Here is a 16,857-nt window from a genome sequence, read left to right on the forward strand (position 1 = left end):
CTATATTTTTTAAATTTTATATTATATTTTTAAAGATAACAAAATAATCATTACTTTTAACAATATTTTTAATGCAATATATTGAAAAAGACGAGGAAACAAATTTCCTCGTCTTTTTCTATCTTGGGAATTTTATAAAATTCCTTTTTCTTACTTCTTAAAACTTGTTAGAAATATTTTAATCTTTATTCTTTCTGTTTTTGTATAAAGCAAAAGCAGAACCCATTAATACAAGTATTACATTTGTAGAACCTGCCACTCCCGTACTAACATTTGATTTGCCAATAGCACGGTTTACTTTGCTTCCAATTGAAGTGCTTGTAACAGATTTTGTATTTGGTACAAATTTCCATTTTCCTGTAAAACTTATATCACCGTTTTCGATTATACCACTTTCCTTATCATATCCTTCAAATACCCAAGTACCATCTTTTACTTTAACTTCTAATTTAGAAGGTTTTGTAGGAGAAACTTTAGTACCATTTTCTATTCCCTCTTGATTTTTTGGAAGAAGGTCTAAGATTTCTTTTGGTAGAGATTTACCTGGTGTAGTTGATTCGAATTTATGAGTTACTTTATATTTATTTTCTGTAGATGAAGATTTTTTCTTGTAGATATGAACAGTATTGCCGTCTTTATCTGTTTCAGTTTTTACAAACTCATAGCCTTTTATATCTTTATTAGGTTTTTTACCATCTTCACTTTCTGCGATAGTATTACCTTTTTCGTCTACGAACTTAGTAACTACTTTTGAAGTATTTTCTTTCTTCTTGTAGATATGAACAGTATTGCCGTCTTTGTCTGTTTCAGTTTTTACAAACTCATAGCCTTTAATATCTTTCTTAGGTTTTTTACCATCTTCACTTTCTGCGATAGGATTACCTTTTTCGTCTACGAACTTAGTAACTACTTTTGTTGAATCAGGTTTCTTTCTATAAACATAAATTATATTTCCCTTATCATCAGTTTTTGTAGTTATTATTTCATATCCTTCGATATTTTTGCTTGGATTTTTTCCTTTTTGAGTTTGAGCAATTTCATTTCCATTTTCATCAACATACTTAGTTACAACATCTGGTGTAATAACTTTCTTCTTGTAAACATGAATTGTATTACCATTATTATCTTTATTTGTACTTACATAATCGTAGCCATCAATATTTACTTGATTTTGTGTTCCTTCTTTTGGTGGAAGTAGTTGATTTCCATTTACATCAACATATCTTGTCTCAACTTCTGGAACAGGTGCAAGTTTTTGATAAATATGGGTTGTATTACCTTTTTCATCTTTTTCGGTTCTTACAAATTGATAACCTTCTATAGTTGATGCAGGATTTTCTCCAGCTTTATCAGCTAGTATTTGATTTCCTTCAGTATCAAAATATCTTGTTTCAACGCCTTCAAAAGGTGTTTTGCTGTAAGTGTGAATGGTGTTACCATTATTATCTTTACTTGTTCTTATATAGTTGTAACCTTCTATTGCTACTGAACCTTGTTCTCCTTGTTTAGGAGGAAGTAGTTGATTACCATTTTCATCAACATATCTAGTTTCAACTTTTGGAACAGGTGCAAGTTTTTGATAAATATGAACGGTATTACCTTTTTCATCTTTTTCGGTTCTTACAAATTGATAGCCTTCTATAGATGATGCAGGATTTTCTCCAGCTTTATCAGCAAGTATTTGATTACCTTCAGTATCAAAATATCTTGTTTCTACAGTTGGACTAGGTGTTTGTTTAAATCTATAAACATGAACAATATTTCCATCCTTATCTGTGTAAGTCTTTACAAACTCATAAGCAGGAATATCTTTTTTATCTTGCTTGCCATCTTCATCCTTAGCAAGAGAATTTCCATTTTCATCTACGAATTTAGTAACTATAGATGGACTAGGAGTAGTTTTCTTCTTGTAGATATGTTTTGTATTACCTTTTTCATCAGTTTTTGTTTCTACAAATTCATATCCTTCGATATCTTTTTTGTCTTTTGTTCCATTTTCTTTTGGAGCTATAGTCTTACCATCTTCATCAACGTATTCTGTAACTACTTCTGGAGTTGGTTTTACTTTCTTGTAGATATGTTTTGTATTACCTTTTTCATCAGTTTTTGTTTCTACAAATTCATATCCTTCGATATCTTTTTTGTCTTTTGTTCCATTTTCTTTTGGAGCAATAGCTTTACCATCTTCATCGACAAATTCTGTTACTACTTCTGGAATGAATTCCCATGTTCCTGTGAATTCTACATCTTTATCTTCTACAGTTTCTTTGTCTTTGTCGTAACTTACAAATTTCCATGTTCCATCTTTAACTTTTACTTCTTTTGTTTTTGGCTCTGTTGGTTTTACTTCATCGCCTTTTACTTTTCCAGTTTGATCTTCTGGTAGAAGTTTTGTTACTTCTTCAGGAAGTTCTTTCTTTGGATCTTTACTTACAAATTTGTGGATTACTTTGTGTTCTTCTGGTTCTGGATTAGGTGTGAATTCCCATGTTCCTGTGAATTCTACATCTTTATCTTCTACAGTTTTACTATCTTTGTCGTAACTTACAAATTTCCATGTTCCATCTTTAACTTTTACTTCTTTTGTTTTTGGCTCTGTTGGTTTTACTTCATCGCCTTTTACTTTTCCAGTTTGATCTTCTGGTAGAAGTTTTGTTACTTCTTCAGGAAGTTCTTTCTTTGGATCTTTACTTACAAATTTGTGGGTTACTTTGTGTTCTTCTGGCTCTGGATCTTTTGTAAATACCCATGTTCCTTTTACGTTTTCGTCTTTGTTAGTTATTTTTACTGAATCTTTGTCGTATGATTCAAATTTCCAAGTTCCCTTGTTTGCTTCATCTCTAAATTCAGCGTCTTTTCCTTCTGGAACTGGGGATGTTACTGTATCGCCTTTTACTTTTCCAGTTACATCTTTTGGTGCTTTTGCTTTTAATTCAGCTGGTAATTCTACGCCTTTTGTTCCACTTACGTATTCGTAGGTTACTTTGTGTTCGTTTGGTGTGAATTTCCATTTTCCTTCGAATGTTACGTCTGATTTATCAATAGTTTTGCTCTTTTCATCATAACCTTCGAATTTCCATGTTCCGTCATTGTCTGCATCTTCCACAGTTGTTTCTTTTGGTGCAGTTGGTGTTACAGTTTCTCCATCTTTTTTACCAGTTTGTTGGTCTGGTGTTAAATCTGTAACTGCTTTTGGAAGGTCTTTGCCTTCTGTTGCGGATACAAATTTGTGTGTTACGTTGTATTTTTCTGGTTCTGGATCTGGTGTGACTTTCTTGTAGATATGTTTTGTATTACCTTTATCATCTTTTTCAGTTCTTACAAATTCATATCCTTTGATATCTTTTTTGTCTTTTGTTCCAGTTTCCTTATCAGAAATAGTATTACCATCTTCATCAACGTATTCTGTTACTACATCTGGTGTTGGTTCTACTTTCTTGTAGATATGTTTTGTATTTCCTTGTTCATCTTTTTCAGTTCTTACAAATTCATATCCTTCGATATCTTTTTTGTCTTTTGTTCCATTTTCCTTATCAGAAATAGTATTACCATCTTCATCAACGTATTCTGTAACTACATCTGGTGTAAATACCCATGTTCCTATTACTTTTTCGTCTTGGTTAGAAATTGTTACTGAATCTTTGTCAAAAGATTTGAATTTCCAAGTTCCCTTGTTTACATCATCTCTATATTCAGCGTCTTCTCCTTCTATAAGTGGTGTTGTTACTGTATTACCTTTGACTTGTCCAGTTACTTCTGCTGGAGCTTTTGCTTTTAATTCAGCTGGTAATTCTACGCCTTTTGTTCCACTTACGTATTCGTAGGTTACTTTGTGTTCGTTTGGTGTGAATTTCCATTTTCCTTCGAATGTTACGTCTGATTTATCAATAGTTTTGCTCTTTTCATCATAACCTTCGAATTTCCATGTTCCGTCATTGTCTGCATCTTCCACAGTTGTTTCTTTTGGTGCAGTTGGTGTTACAGTTTCTCCATCTTTTTTACCAGTTTGTTGGTCTGGTGTTAAATCTGTAACTGCTTTTGGAAGGTCTTTGCCTTCTGTTGCGGATACAAATTTGTGTGTTACGTTGTATTTTTCTGGTTCTGGATCTGGTGTGACTTTCTTGTAGATATGTTTTGTATTACCTTTATCATCTTTTTCAGTTCTTACAAATTCATATCCTTTGATATCTTTTTTGTCTTTTGTTCCAGTTTCCTTATCAGAAATAGTATTACCATCTTCATCAACGTATTCTGTTACTACATCTGGTGTTGGTTCTACTTTCTTGTAGATATGTTTTGTATTTCCTTGTTCATCTTTTTCAGTTCTTACAAATTCATATCCTTTGATATCTTTTTTGTCTTTTGTTCCAGTTTCCTTATCAGAAATAGTATTACCATCTTCATCAACGTATTCTGTTACTACATCTGGTGTAAATACCCATGTTCCTGTGACTTTTTCGTCTTTGTTTGTAATTTCTACTTCATTCTTATCGTATGATTTGAATGTCCAAGTTCCCTTGTTTTTATCATCTCTAAATGTAGCATCATCGCCTGTTGGAACTGGGGATGTTACTTTTTCACCTTTTACTTTACCTGTTACGTCTTTTGGTGCTTTCGCTTTTAATTCTTCTGGTAATTCTTTACCTTCTGTTCCACTTACGTATTCGTAGGTTACTTTGTGTTCGTTTGGTGTGAATTTCCATTCGCCTTCGAATTTTACGTCAGATCCGTTTACTTTTGCGTCTACTTCGTCTGTAGTTTTATCTTGATCTTTGTAGCCTTCGAATGTCCATGTTCCATCATTTTCTTTATCTGCTACTTTTGTTTTTTCTGGCTCAGTTGGTGTTACAGTTTCTCCATCTTTAGCTGTTTTATCAGCTGGAAGTTGGGCATCAACTGCTGTTTTAACTTCAGCAGGCATTTCTTTTACTGGAGAATCTTTTGCAACTTTAAATTCGTGTGTTACTTTAAATTCATCTTTTACAAAATGAGCTGTAAAGGTTAGAGGTTCTGTTATTACTGCTTGTTTTAATTGTTCTTCAGTAATTTTTTCTCCAGCAGGAATTTTTGTTCCATCTTTTAATGTGATTTCTTTATCAGCTGTCCAGTGGCTAAATTTATATCCTTCATTTGCTTTTGTTTCGGTTCCTTTTGGATTTGAATTAAGTTCAACTTCTTCTTTTGTTTTATCTACAAAGTTTTCGCCTTCCTTAACTTGTCCATTGCCATCAGTTGTGTAATTGATGATAGGAGCCCAGATAGCATAGATATAATTATTTTTATCTTCTTCTAATTTGTTGACATTGACCTCTTCGTCTGCTTGGAATTCAGCTTTTGTTGCAGCTTTATCTCTACTCCAACCTTTAAAGGCATATCCTTCACGGGTGTATTTGAGATTTTCGTCTTTATCATTGTCTAGGACTTTATGGAAATCTTCTACAACTATTTCATTAACTGTATATTGACTACCTTTACCACCGTTTGGATCATATGTTACCTTTGTAAGTGATGAATCTTTTATTTCTTTCCATTGAGCGTAAAGAGTTTTATTTTTATCCATTAGGACAGTTTCGCTTGGTTTAATTAGTCCGCTAGAACCATCTTTTGTTTCACTCCAACCTACGAAAACTTTTTTGCCACCATTGAATTTAACATCTCCAATATCTTGAACTTGTGCTTTGGCATCAGTGATATAAGAGCTTGAATCTATTGGAGCAGTTCCTTCAACTTTGTCAGTCTCAGGCAAGTTCAAATCGTATTTTAATTCTAAATAAGCATATTTCCACTTAGCATATAAGTGAGTATCATTATTTTTAATTTGTTTGTGAAGATTTGCTTTTACAAATCTACCATTTTTATTTTTCTCATACCAACCTAAAAAATCTGTTGCGTCTTTTGGTTGAATTGGTTTAGGGAAATTCTCTTCGCTGACTTTTTCATCTTTATATTTTCCATCGTAAAGAGTGTCATCTTCAGGAATTTCAGTTATTTTTTCTATATCTTTTTTATAGTCATCTTGGTTGGTGTGGAAGGTTACTTCATATTTACGAGAATCCCATTTTGCATAGACTGTAATGTTATGAGCAGGCATTTTTGCTCCAGCTTCATGTTTGTGTTCTACGTTAAATTCTGAGTCATCATACCAACCTTGGAATACTTGACCTTTAGAATTTGTAGTTTCTCCTTTTACATAATCAAGTCCAAAATCGCTTGTATCAGCTTCATATTTGTATGGTTTTGAATCTAATTTTTTACTTCCAGAGTAATAATTTATTTTATAAGTTTTGCGTTCGTAGAATAAGAAACCTACATAAGAGCCATCTTCTATATATGGTGTTCCTGTGTAGTTTTGATAATTTCCTACATCTTTTCCTGCAGCAAACATATAATCTCTAAAGGCTGGATTGTTTACATTTATTGATTGCAAACCATCTTGAGACATATCTCCAGTTTTAGGCTCAAATCCTTCTATGTCATCTACATGGTCAGTTTCATCTACCCAAGAAAATGTTGGATTTAGTTGCCTCATTCCTTGGTATGGCTCATGGACTCTAGACTTGCCTCCGTTATAATGATAGTACCACTCAGAGTTTTGGAAGCTTATTCTTTTACCAATTTCTTTCATGGTACCAAGGGTAGATTTCAAGGTTGCAAGATCTGATGAGTTTATTTTTGCATTAAATTTACTTGGATCCCATTCAACAAAGCGTAGTTGGTATTTTGTACCCTTAGCATAAACTCTATACATATAAATATCTTCATCACCCATTGCTGGTGCTCTAGTATAGAAAGATCCTATGCTTTTATCCTTGTAATAAATATAATCTTGATTTAGCTTAACAAACCATTCTTCAGAACTTTGACCGTAACGCAAATCTACTTGAATATTTCCATTATCATCTTTGGCATTGACCCAATTAGGTTGATAATAATCAATTTTATTTTCATTTTTAAGGACCCTTATAGTATGAACATTTCTATCCATATATACAGGTACAACTGTGCTGCCATCAGCTTCTATTGTTTCAAAAGCTTGTTTTGTTTTTTCTTCGTTTAAATGGAAACCTAAATAATCTAGGGTTTGAGGATTAGTATAGGTGTGATCCATTTGTCCGTTTTCGTCTTTACTATTGTAGCCATCGCTAAAGCGGCCATCTTTTTTTGATAGCTTACTAATATCTTCAACTATTGGACCAGTTGGGGCTACCTTAGGATCTGGATTTTCACTTCCTTTAAATGGTAGGCTTGTTTTTTGCCCATTAAGTCCTCTTGCTGATATTATTCCAAGGAAGGTGTAGCCGTCATCGTCAATATTTTGGGTCATAACCTTAAATTTATAGTCAACTACAACTGGTTTCCATACAGCATACACAGTAATGTCTTCGTTTAATTCTAAAATATTAAGGTCAACAGGATCTCCATCTTTTTTCAAAGACCAATGGCTAAATTCATAGCCTTCTCTTGTAGGATTTTCTGGCAATTTCTCAAGCTTGCCATCATCTTTTGCAAATATTTGGTCTTGGTAGCTTGCGTCGTCTCCTGTTATAAATGTTGCCTTGTATTTAGAATCTGTAATTGCATAGAGTTTAATGTCAGTTTTTCCTGCTGCAATATCTTTTTTCAATGACTCCTCATCATAAACACCAGATTTTCCATCTTTTGATGTTGACCAATTTACGAAGTATTTATTAGCATCATAAATTGTAGGATCTTCTGGTAGTTTATAAGAATCAGCATCACTGATGGTGTCAGTCATATAAACTCTATCATTTTTATCGCCAACTATATAGTAGGTTATTACTACTTGACTTTTGAAAACTGGGTAAACTTTAATTATTTTTTTGTCGTTACCTTTAATCTCTATTGGCGTATCAAATTTAATTTCATTTTTATCTTCATCTTGCCATTTTAAAAAGACTTTATCTTTGTCTTTAAATACATGGCCAGGATCAGAAATTTCTTCTCCATCAAGAATTATTTGTTTTTGTATTTCTTTAGCTGAATCCTTGTTTTCTATTGTATCATTATAAAAATGATACTCATTGATTCCTTGTTTTGGTGATAATATATCGGCATAGCCTAATTTAATACCAGCTAAAACTACAAAAGCAATAGCAATTAATACAGAAAACAAAATCTTTCTTGGATTTTTATTCTCCCTACTCATAATTCTCCTCTTTTTAATTAGCAGAAATCACAAATATAAGTCAAATTTGTGTTTCAGCTAGATTTGTAAACGTTTTTTAAAAAACATTTAACGTGCAACACTCTTACAAATTTAAAATGAACTGATATTTACCTCCTCCCGTATAAATCTACTTGTTTTTGAATATTTTTCACAAGAAACTTTTTTAAAATTTTATTAGCTTGTAAAAAATTATTATATTTTGTTCATTTTCTAAATTATACCATATTTTGAAAATTTTTTATACTAGATAATTAGCTTATTAAATTATTTTTTTTACTTATTATAGTATTGTTAATAAATATAAATCAATTGTAAATTATAAGCTTTAAATTTCAAAAAACATTTTTATTTTAATGATTAAAAATTTATAAATTTAATTTTAAAAATAAAAAAACTCTTGCAAAACAATATTATTGTCTTGCAAAAGCATATTTATATTAATATCCCATTGGCATTTGTGGTGGCATTTCTGGTTTTTCTTCTTTTATATCTGCCACTGCTGCTTCTGTTGTTAGAATCATGCTTGCTATACTTACTGCATTTTCTAGGGCTGATCTTGTTACTTTTGTTGGTTCTACGATTCCTTTTTCAAACATATTTACGTATTCATCGTCATAGGCATCGTATCCATTGTTTTTGTCTGATTTTTTTACATTTTCAAGTACAACTGATCCGTCCATTCCTGCATTTTCTACGATTTGTCTTAGTGGTGCTTCTAGGGCTTTTTCTATTATTTTTGCTCCTGTTTTTTCATCGTTTTCTAATTTTTCTTCTAAAGCTTCTACTTTTTTGATTGCTTCGATTAAAACTGTTCCACCACCTGCAACTATTCCTTCTTCAACTGCAGCTCTGGTTGCTGAAAGGGCATCTTCGATTCTGTATTTTTTATCTTGCATTTCTGTTTCTGTTGCAGCTCCTACATTTATTACTGCAACTCCGCCTGCAAGTTTAGCTACTCTTTCTTGGTATTTTTCTTTGTCGTATTCTGAATCGCTTGCTTCGATTTGACCTTTGATTTTTTCTACTCTTTCAGTTAAGGCTTCTTTGTCGCCTTTTCCTTCTACAATTACTGTGTGGTCTTTGTCAACTTTAACTTTTTTAGCTGATCCAAGATCTTCGATTGTAGTTTCTTTTAATTCCATTGATAAGTCTTCAGAAATTACTTTTGAACCTGTAAGAATTGCTATATCTTCAAGCATTTCTTTTCTTCTGTCGCCATAGCCTGGTGCTTTTACTGCAACTACATTGAAGGTTCCTCTTAATTTGTTTAGAACAAGTGTTGTTAGGGCTTCCCCGTCTACATCATCTGCAATTATTAATAATGGTTTTGATGATTGAACAATTTCTTCAAGAAGTGGTAGGATTTCTTGGATACTTGAGATTTTTTTGTCTGTTACAAGTATATATGGGTCATCAAGATCTGCTACCATTTTTTCATTATCTGTTGCCATATATGGGGACAAGTATCCCTTATCAAATTGCATTCCTTCTACTACGTCAAGGTAGGTGTCTGTTGTTTTGGATTCTTCTACTGTGATTACTCCATCATTTCCTACTTTTTCCATAGCATCTGCAATAAATTTACCAATTTCTGGATCTGCTGATGAGATTGTTCCTACTTGTTCGATTGCTTTTTTATCTTCTACTTCTTTTGAAGATTCTTTGATGTAAGATACAACTTCACTGCTTGCTTTTTTTAATCCCTTATTTAAAACTACTGGATTTGCTCCTGCAGCTAGGTTTTTTAGTCCTTCTTTTATTATTGCTTGGGCAAGAACTGTTGCTGTCGTTGTTCCATCTCCTGCTACATCATTTGTTTTTGTAGCAACTTCTTTTACAAGTTGGGCTCCCATATTTTCAAACCTATCTTCAAGTTCGATTTCTTGGGCAATTGTTACACCATCGTTTGTGATTGTTGGTGCTCCGTATGATTTATCTAAAACTACATTTCTTCCTTTTGGTCCAAGTGTAACTTTGACAGCATTTGCTAATTTATCAATTCCTCTTTCAAGACCATCTCTTGCATTTTTGCCATAATTTATATCTTTTGCCATAATTTTCTCCTATTCTACTACTGCTAATACGTCTTTGTATGCTAATACTACGTAATTTTCACCGTCAATTTTTACATCAGTTCCTGCATATTGGGAATAAATAACCTTGTCTCCTTCTTTTAAGGAATCTTTTTTATCTTGGTCATTTAAAATATCATTGCTAATTGCAACAACTTCTGCGTATTGTGGTTTTTCTTGAGCAGATTCTGGTAAAACTATGCCAGATTGGGTTTTCTTTTCTGCTTCTAATTTTTTTATAACTACTCTTTCACCGATTGGTTTTAAGTTCATTTTATTCCTCCTTTTAGCACTCTTTATCTTTGACTGCTAATGTCTAATATAAATATACAAGTAATTTAAAATAATGCAAGTTTTATTTGCCGATGGCGTTTTCTCTTCCATAATAAAATAAATATTGTTGAACGTATCCTGCATTTTCCCCAAAATATTTGTCTGCATAGGCAGAAATTTGTTTTTTTGGAACTTCTTCTTTTATAAATAAAAATTCCATAACTCTTTTTATCCAAACATCAACCGGAAAAGTTTCCCTTTTGTGAAAGGCAAAAAGCAAAATACAATCGGCAACTTTTGGTCCAACTCCTGGAAGCTCTTGGAGTTTTTTTCTCAAATCTTCTGTTGGCATTTTTATATCTTTCTCAAAATCAAAAAATCCATCATTGATTATTTTTGCCGTTTGGACTATTCTTTTATCACGAAAACCAACCCTTGCCTTTTCTCTTAAATCTTCTGGACTTGCTTTTGATAGTTGTTCAGGATTTGGGAAAGAATAATATTTTCTTCCTTTATATTCTCCAATATAATCTCCATACATTTCAGAAATTATTCTCACAGCTTTTTTAATTCTTGGGATTTGGTTGTTGGCTGAAATTATAAAAGAAATTAGGGTTTCAAAAAATTCTTGATTTAATATTCTAATTCCTGCCCCATATTCTGTAGCCTCTTTTAGGGTCTGATCTACAGAAATTTTTTCTTTTATATCTTCATAATTTACACCAAGGTCAAAATAATCGTAGAAAATATCATAAAATTCTTCTTCCGATACATTGTCTATAATTATCTTTTCCCCTTCTTTTTTGAGATTTATAATTTTTCCCAAAAAAACTGCAGTAAATGATCCATCTTCCTCCTCAAAAAAATTGAAACATTGGCCGCAGGTAAAAATATCTTTTGGGTCAAAAGATTCATGGTAAAAAATCAATTGACCCTTCTCATTTATTAAATTTAATTTATTTTTATTTTCTTCTATATATCTATTCATTTTTATCCTTATCTAATTCTTAGGGCATGGACTGCAAGTCTTTCGTCTTCATAATCATATTGACATGTGGATAATGTAATAATGGTATCATCATCCTTAAATTCGCGATTTTCAAGACTTACATCACTCTTATCTCTAAGCTTTTTAAAATATTCTAATTTTTGACTCATATCCTCAAAATCCAAGGTCCTATAATCATATTCAGATGGGGTTGTGAAAACCGAGAAAATTTCATATTCCCTAAGCCCCTCATTTGTTGTTATATAAATTTTTCTGTTTTTTGTAGCAAAATCTTGGTCCCTAAATTTTTTTAAAGCTGAAAACATTGTTTCCATTCCTTGAACATAATGACCATAAATAACAGAATTCGCATCATTAAATTTGCTGTCATTCATATAATCCATAAAAATAGACCCAGCTATATCATATTTTAAATCCAAAGATTGTCTCAAATAATAATTATTATCTTTTGCTTGTAAGATTGGATAAGCAATATTTGTTTCAGGAATTTCAATAAAACCAATTACATCTTGGTTTTCCTTTTGAAATTTTTTCAAAATCTCCATAAATTTCTTTTCCTTATCAGCAAAAGTTTCTATTTTTATTTTTTTACCACTTTTATCATTTGACTTAACTTCTTCCATGACAGATGCAATATGTTGGTTATTTTTATAATTTTTATAATAATCATAACCTCTTCTGCCGAGAATGCCAAGACACACTGCTATAACAATTACAAGAATAACTCTTATGAACTTTAAAAACTTATCTTTCATTTTTTCACCTTTAAAACTTCCTTTCTATTAGTATAATAATATAAATTGTAAAATTTATGAAATTTATTTTAAGGAGTATATATGTCAGATTATAAATTATTTGTTGGGACAGCTTGTCCTCACTGTAGAAAAGTTGAAAATTTCTTAGAAGAAAACAATATAGAATTAGAAATTGTAAATATAAACGAGAATAGAGATGCCATGATGGAATTAATCCAAAACGGCGGCAAAAGACAAGTGCCATGCCTTTTCCACGATGGAGAATATTTATACGAGTCAAACGATATAATCGAATTTTTAAAAAAATAAATAAATTTTTAAGCGTGTGTTTTTAATGCACGTTTTTTTATATATACACATTTTTTATATATAAGAAAAAACTTGGGTATAAAATAAAAAAGGAGAATTTATGATAAAACTAATAGCAACAGATTGTGATGAAACGCTTTTATCGACAGATAAAACAATTCATCCAAGAAATCTTAAAGCCATAAAAAAAGCCCAGGAAATGGGAATAATAGTTTCAATAGCAACAGGCCGCGGCCCCTACCAACTTTTTGATATTCTTGACCAAATAGACAATGTAAAAGAAAACAGATTTTCAATACTTTGTAATGGTGGAATAATAATAGACAATGTAACAAAAAAAGTTGTAGAAGCATCCCCAATTGATTACAAAAAAGCAGTGGAAGTTTCAGACTATTGCAATGAAAAAAATGTGCATTTCGAAATCTATACCGACAAACACTGCTATGTATTTCCAAACGGAAATGAAGTAAAAGGGACTTATGATAAAAACATATATAAATTTGTGAAAAAAGCAAAAGATATAAAAGATCTTGATAAGGAAATAATAATAAAAGTTATAATAAAAAATTCCGACCTAAACTATCTAATGAGTCTTGAAGAAGACGTAGCAAGAATTTGTAATTGGGACGTTTCAATTTCATATTCATCAGATACCTTCATGGAAATAAACAGAAAAAATGTAAACAAGGCCAAGGCCCTAGAAAAACTTTGCGAGCATTACGGATTTGGTATGGAAAACGTCCTAACAGTTGGCGACAATTACAACGACAAAGAAATGCTAGAAGAAGCAGGCTATTCCGCCGCAGTCCAAAACGCCCACCTTTTACTAAAAGACGTATCAAAATACACAACAAAAGCCACAAACGACCAAGGCGCAGTCGGTGAAGCCATAGAAAAATTTGTTTTTAATGAAATTTAAAGATCTAGATGATTTTGATATTTAATAGTTCTAACAATTTAATAATTTAATAAAATTGAGCTGTTGTAAAATAATAAAAAATTATATTTTACAACAGCTTTTAATTTAACTATCTTTTAATTTCATCCAACTCATGCATTAAGTTTTTGTTTATATTATATAAACAGTTATACACTTCATAAAATTTTAAATATTTTTCAGTATTTTCTTTAACAGGCTTATAAGTTTTTCCAATCTTTATTAGCTTACTTGCCTCTTCAAAACTTTCTATATTTCCAGTTCCAATCATAGCCATCAAAGCATCACCATAGCTTGCCCCAATGGTAATAGCTGGAGTTTTTATTTCCAATCCTAAAATATCTGATAACATTTGTATCCATAGAGGATTTTTTGTTCCCCCACCAGTAACCATTATATTTTTAATTGGAACTTCTAATTCTTCAAAAATATCAAAATGTTGTTTAATTGAGTAACAAACAGCTTCATACGCCGATCTTGCAATATTACCTCTATCGTGAGCAAGATCCAAACCAATTACAAGACCTTTCGCCTTTGAATCATTTATTGGAGTCCTTTCTCCTGCAAAATATGGTAAGGTTACAATTCCCCCACTTCCAATTGGAATGTCTTTAATATCATTCATTATTGCTTGATATGCATTTTCTCCACCATTTTTTTCTTCTTCAACTTTATCTTTATAATAAACATCCCTGATCCATTTTGTTAAGGCACCAGATGTGTTTGTACCAGCAGAAATATCAAAAGTATTAGGAATAATAAATGCTTCTCTCCATAATCTATCATCATTATATAATTTTTCTGTGCATAAAATCATATAAACAGTTGAACCCATCTGAATTAACATATCTCCTGGAGTCATAACTCCACTACTAATGGCTTCTGCACCCGAATCATCTCCACCTGCTATAACAGGAGTACCAACTGCAAGTCCCGTATCTTTTGATGCTTTTTCAGTAACATAGCCACTTATATCAGTTGTCCACATTACATCTGCTAATTGGTCTGGTTTACAAATTCCCTCACAATAGAATTCATTAGGACTTCCATCATTATTATAAAGTGGATTAAAACTAGCTAAACCTAAGAATCTATCCACAGTATAGTTTCCTGTTAGTTTGTAAGCAAGATAACTGGACGCTGTTAAAAATTTATAAGTTTTTTCAAATACTTCTGGTTCATTTCTTTTAATCCATAAAATTTTAGGAGCTATATCACTAGAACCTAATGGTCTTCCAAATAATTCTATAACTTTCTCTTCTCCCCATTTTTCAGTTAATATCTTGCATTCTTCCATTGCTCTTGCATCTATACCATAAAGAATAGCTTTTCTTAGAGGTTTTCCATCTTTATCTACCGGGAGACAATCAGAACTTAAAGCTGAACAACCTACTCCTTTTATTTCTTTAGGATCAATTCCTGTTTCTTTCAACAATTTATTTGAAATTATACAAAGATCTTTGTACCAAACTTCTTCAGCATCATGTTCAAAATAATTAGGTTTTGGGTTTTCTACCCCATGACTTGTAAATGTTGATGCAATAACATTTGCGTTTTTATCAATAATTACACCTTTGCTCTCGTTTGTTCCAACATCAATACCCAAAAAATATTTATCAGCCATTTTTTACTCCAAATCTTTTCTTATTTGATAAACAACATCCATTAATTTTTTAACCCTATTAGAATCAACTCTTACATTTTCGCCATTTTCATCTTGTAATTTACCATCTTCTTTAAAATATGTCCCTACTACTGCTGCATCAGCAAATTTTAATTTCTCTTTAATTGTACTAGGTTTACAACCAGTATTAGCTAAAACTAAAGTTTCTGGAACAGATTCTTTTACTAATTTAAGTAAATTATCATCTACATCCTCACCAGCAGCATTGGCAGAAACACATAATCCATCAGCTCCGGCTTTAAAAACTGTAGATTTTGCAATTTCTGATAAACTTCTAGTATCCAAATTTCTATCGGATTCTGGATTAATGAAGTATAGCATTTTTAATTTATCTAGATGAAGTTCAGTTTTTCTTCTTAATAATTTTGAAAAATCGTTATTATATAATCCGCCATCACCCACATAAACCCCTGAAAAAGTTCCTCTACAAAAATCTGCATCAACAGCACAAGCTAATTCTAAAGTAGCAGCCCCATCAGATATTGCATCAACTCCAAAAGGTATGCTTATATCACTTTTTATTTCTCCAATTATTCTAGCCATAGATCCAACGGTTATAAAATCCATTTTTCTTTGGTATGGAAAGCTGAATTCATTTGAAATTAATACACCATCAACTCCTCCTTCTATCAGAGCTAATAAATCTTTCCTTGCTAATTTTACCAATTCATCTATACTATTTTCATATTTATACCTTGGATCTCCTGGAAGAGCACCTAAGTGTAACATTCCAATAATAGGTTTTTCTACTTTAAATAGTTCTTTTGCCCAATTCATTCTAACACCTCTATTTCATATAATTATTGTCTTTTAGCCATCTTATTGATTCTCTAAGAGATTTCTCTGGGTCATTCCAATATATAGAATCATTAATTTCTAAAGATATATATTTATCAAAATTTATTGATTCTAAGTATTCTAAATATTTATCTATTGGGAAATTTCCATCACCTAAAATTTCATGATTAGAATCAGCAAGGTGAATATGAGCTATATCATCTCCAAAAGTATTAAAATAATCCTCAATTTTTTCATTAGCTACTTCCATGGCTACAAGATCTAAGCAAATTTTTAGGTTGTCATATCCAACATCTTTTTTCATCCTTATGCAATCTTGTAAATTAATGACCAGGTTGCTTTCGTAAGGCTGAAGTTGTTCTAGCACAATGTCTATCCCAAGATTTTTTGCATATTTGCAAATTTTTTTAAAACTATCTACACAATTTTTCCAAGAATCTTCAACAGGTATGTCTCTTAAACCACAGCCAGAATTTATAAAAACTTGATTACACCCTAAATCCAATGCATCATTACATGCTTTTTTCATATACTCGACAGTCCTATTTCTAATTTCTTCATTAGGATGAGAATAAGAATATGGATACGCAAGAGTTTCTGGAGTAAACATCACAATTTTCATATTATTTTCTTTTAATTTGTTTTTTATTTTCTCTAATTGATTATTATATAAATCAGTATTTTTATCTAAATAAATATCGTAATGAGGAAGTGCCGCCCATAATTCTATATTATCAATTTTCAATCTATCAAAACTATTTATCAAATAATCTAGCGAATATTGAATATAGGATACAGTCATTGCTGAAAATTTTAATTTTGTCATAAAATT

At 31.4% G+C, this 16,857-nt stretch carries 10 protein-coding genes; 2 read left to right on the top strand and 8 right to left on the bottom strand.

The window, feature by feature from the left end:
- Positions 1 to 178: 178 nt before the first annotated feature.
- The 5 genes from L6653_RS07985 to srtB form a co-directional block, all read right to left on the bottom strand.
- A complete protein-coding gene (locus tag L6653_RS07985) occupies positions 179 to 8,167 on the bottom strand; it encodes an SHIRT domain-containing protein (RefSeq protein ID WP_236786589.1) in 7,989 nt (2,662 codons plus the stop codon).
- Between the two features lie 458 nt (positions 8,168 to 8,625).
- Complete coding sequence (gene groL, locus L6653_RS07990) at positions 8,626 to 10,242, bottom strand: chaperonin GroEL (RefSeq protein ID WP_236786592.1); 1,617 nt, start codon at positions 10,240 to 10,242, stop codon at positions 8,626 to 8,628.
- A 9-nt stretch (positions 10,243 to 10,251) separates the two neighbouring features.
- Positions 10,252 to 10,533 (bottom strand): co-chaperone GroES, encoded by a 282-nt coding sequence (locus L6653_RS07995; RefSeq protein ID WP_004816894.1) that lies wholly within the window; start codon positions 10,531 to 10,533, stop codon positions 10,252 to 10,254.
- Positions 10,534 to 10,615: 82 nt separating this feature from the next.
- Positions 10,616 to 11,521 (bottom strand): DNA-3-methyladenine glycosylase family protein, encoded by a 906-nt coding sequence (locus L6653_RS08000; RefSeq protein ID WP_236786595.1) that lies wholly within the window; start codon positions 11,519 to 11,521, stop codon positions 10,616 to 10,618.
- Between the two features lie 8 nt (positions 11,522 to 11,529).
- Positions 11,530 to 12,297, bottom strand: a complete 768-nt coding sequence (srtB, locus tag L6653_RS08005) for a class B sortase (protein WP_236786598.1) — start codon at positions 12,295 to 12,297, stop codon at positions 11,530 to 11,532.
- A gap of 81 nt (positions 12,298 to 12,378) precedes the next feature.
- Here srtB and L6653_RS08010 point away from each other — a divergent pair, with 81 nt between their 5' ends.
- The gene (locus L6653_RS08010; protein WP_058989737.1) at positions 12,379 to 12,606 is read left to right on the top strand and encodes a glutaredoxin family protein; all 228 of its coding nucleotides are present in this window, start codon (positions 12,379 to 12,381) and stop codon (positions 12,604 to 12,606) included.
- Positions 12,607 to 12,706: 100 nt separating this feature from the next.
- A complete protein-coding gene (locus L6653_RS08015) occupies positions 12,707 to 13,525 on the top strand; it encodes an HAD family hydrolase (protein WP_236786600.1) in 819 nt (272 codons plus the stop codon).
- A 109-nt stretch (positions 13,526 to 13,634) separates the two neighbouring features.
- Here the strand turns inward: L6653_RS08015 and L6653_RS08020 are convergent, their stop codons facing one another.
- Genes L6653_RS08020 through L6653_RS08030 form a run of 3 tightly spaced genes read right to left on the bottom strand, consistent with a single transcriptional unit; the run spans position 13,635 to position 16,851 of the window.
- A complete protein-coding gene (locus tag L6653_RS08020; RefSeq protein WP_236786604.1) occupies positions 13,635 to 15,167 on the bottom strand; it encodes an FGGY-family carbohydrate kinase in 1,533 nt (510 codons plus the stop codon).
- Positions 15,168 to 15,170: 3 nt separating this feature from the next.
- A complete protein-coding gene (locus tag L6653_RS08025; protein WP_236786607.1) occupies positions 15,171 to 16,004 on the bottom strand; it encodes a BtpA/SgcQ family protein in 834 nt (277 codons plus the stop codon).
- A gap of 10 nt (positions 16,005 to 16,014) precedes the next feature.
- Positions 16,015 to 16,851, bottom strand: coding sequence for a sugar phosphate isomerase/epimerase family protein (locus tag L6653_RS08030; protein WP_236786610.1), 837 nt, complete (start codon positions 16,849 to 16,851; stop codon positions 16,015 to 16,017).
- Positions 16,852 to 16,857: the final 6 nt, after the last annotated feature.

Origin of the sequence: Anaerococcus ihuae, from assembly GCF_928368155.1 — a bacterium.
Classification (GTDB): Bacteria; Bacillota; Clostridia; order Tissierellales; family Peptoniphilaceae; genus Anaerococcus; species Anaerococcus ihuae.

Excerpts from the sequence above, each read along its gene's own strand:
- L6653_RS07985 (WP_236786589.1), bottom strand. The coding sequence starts at position 8,167 with ATGAGTAGGGAGAATAAAAATCCAAGAAAGATTTTGTTTTCTGTATTA.
- groL (WP_236786592.1), bottom strand. The coding sequence starts at position 10,242 with ATGGCAAAAGATATAAATTATGGCAAAAATGCAAGAGATGGTCTTGAA.
- L6653_RS07995 (WP_004816894.1), bottom strand. The coding sequence starts at position 10,533 with ATGAACTTAAAACCAATCGGTGAAAGAGTAGTTATAAAAAAATTAGAA.
- L6653_RS08000 (WP_236786595.1), bottom strand. The coding sequence starts at position 11,521 with ATGAATAGATATATAGAAGAAAATAAAAATAAATTAAATTTAATAAAT.
- srtB (WP_236786598.1), bottom strand. The coding sequence starts at position 12,297 with ATGAAAGATAAGTTTTTAAAGTTCATAAGAGTTATTCTTGTAATTGTT.
- L6653_RS08010 (WP_058989737.1), top strand. The coding sequence starts at position 12,379 with ATGTCAGATTATAAATTATTTGTTGGGACAGCTTGTCCTCACTGTAGA.
- L6653_RS08015 (WP_236786600.1), top strand. The coding sequence starts at position 12,707 with ATGATAAAACTAATAGCAACAGATTGTGATGAAACGCTTTTATCGACA.
- L6653_RS08020 (WP_236786604.1), bottom strand. The coding sequence starts at position 15,167 with ATGGCTGATAAATATTTTTTGGGTATTGATGTTGGAACAAACGAGAGC.
- L6653_RS08025 (WP_236786607.1), bottom strand. The coding sequence starts at position 16,004 with ATGAATTGGGCAAAAGAACTATTTAAAGTAGAAAAACCTATTATTGGA.
- L6653_RS08030 (WP_236786610.1), bottom strand. The coding sequence starts at position 16,851 with ATGACAAAATTAAAATTTTCAGCAATGACTGTATCCTATATTCAATAT.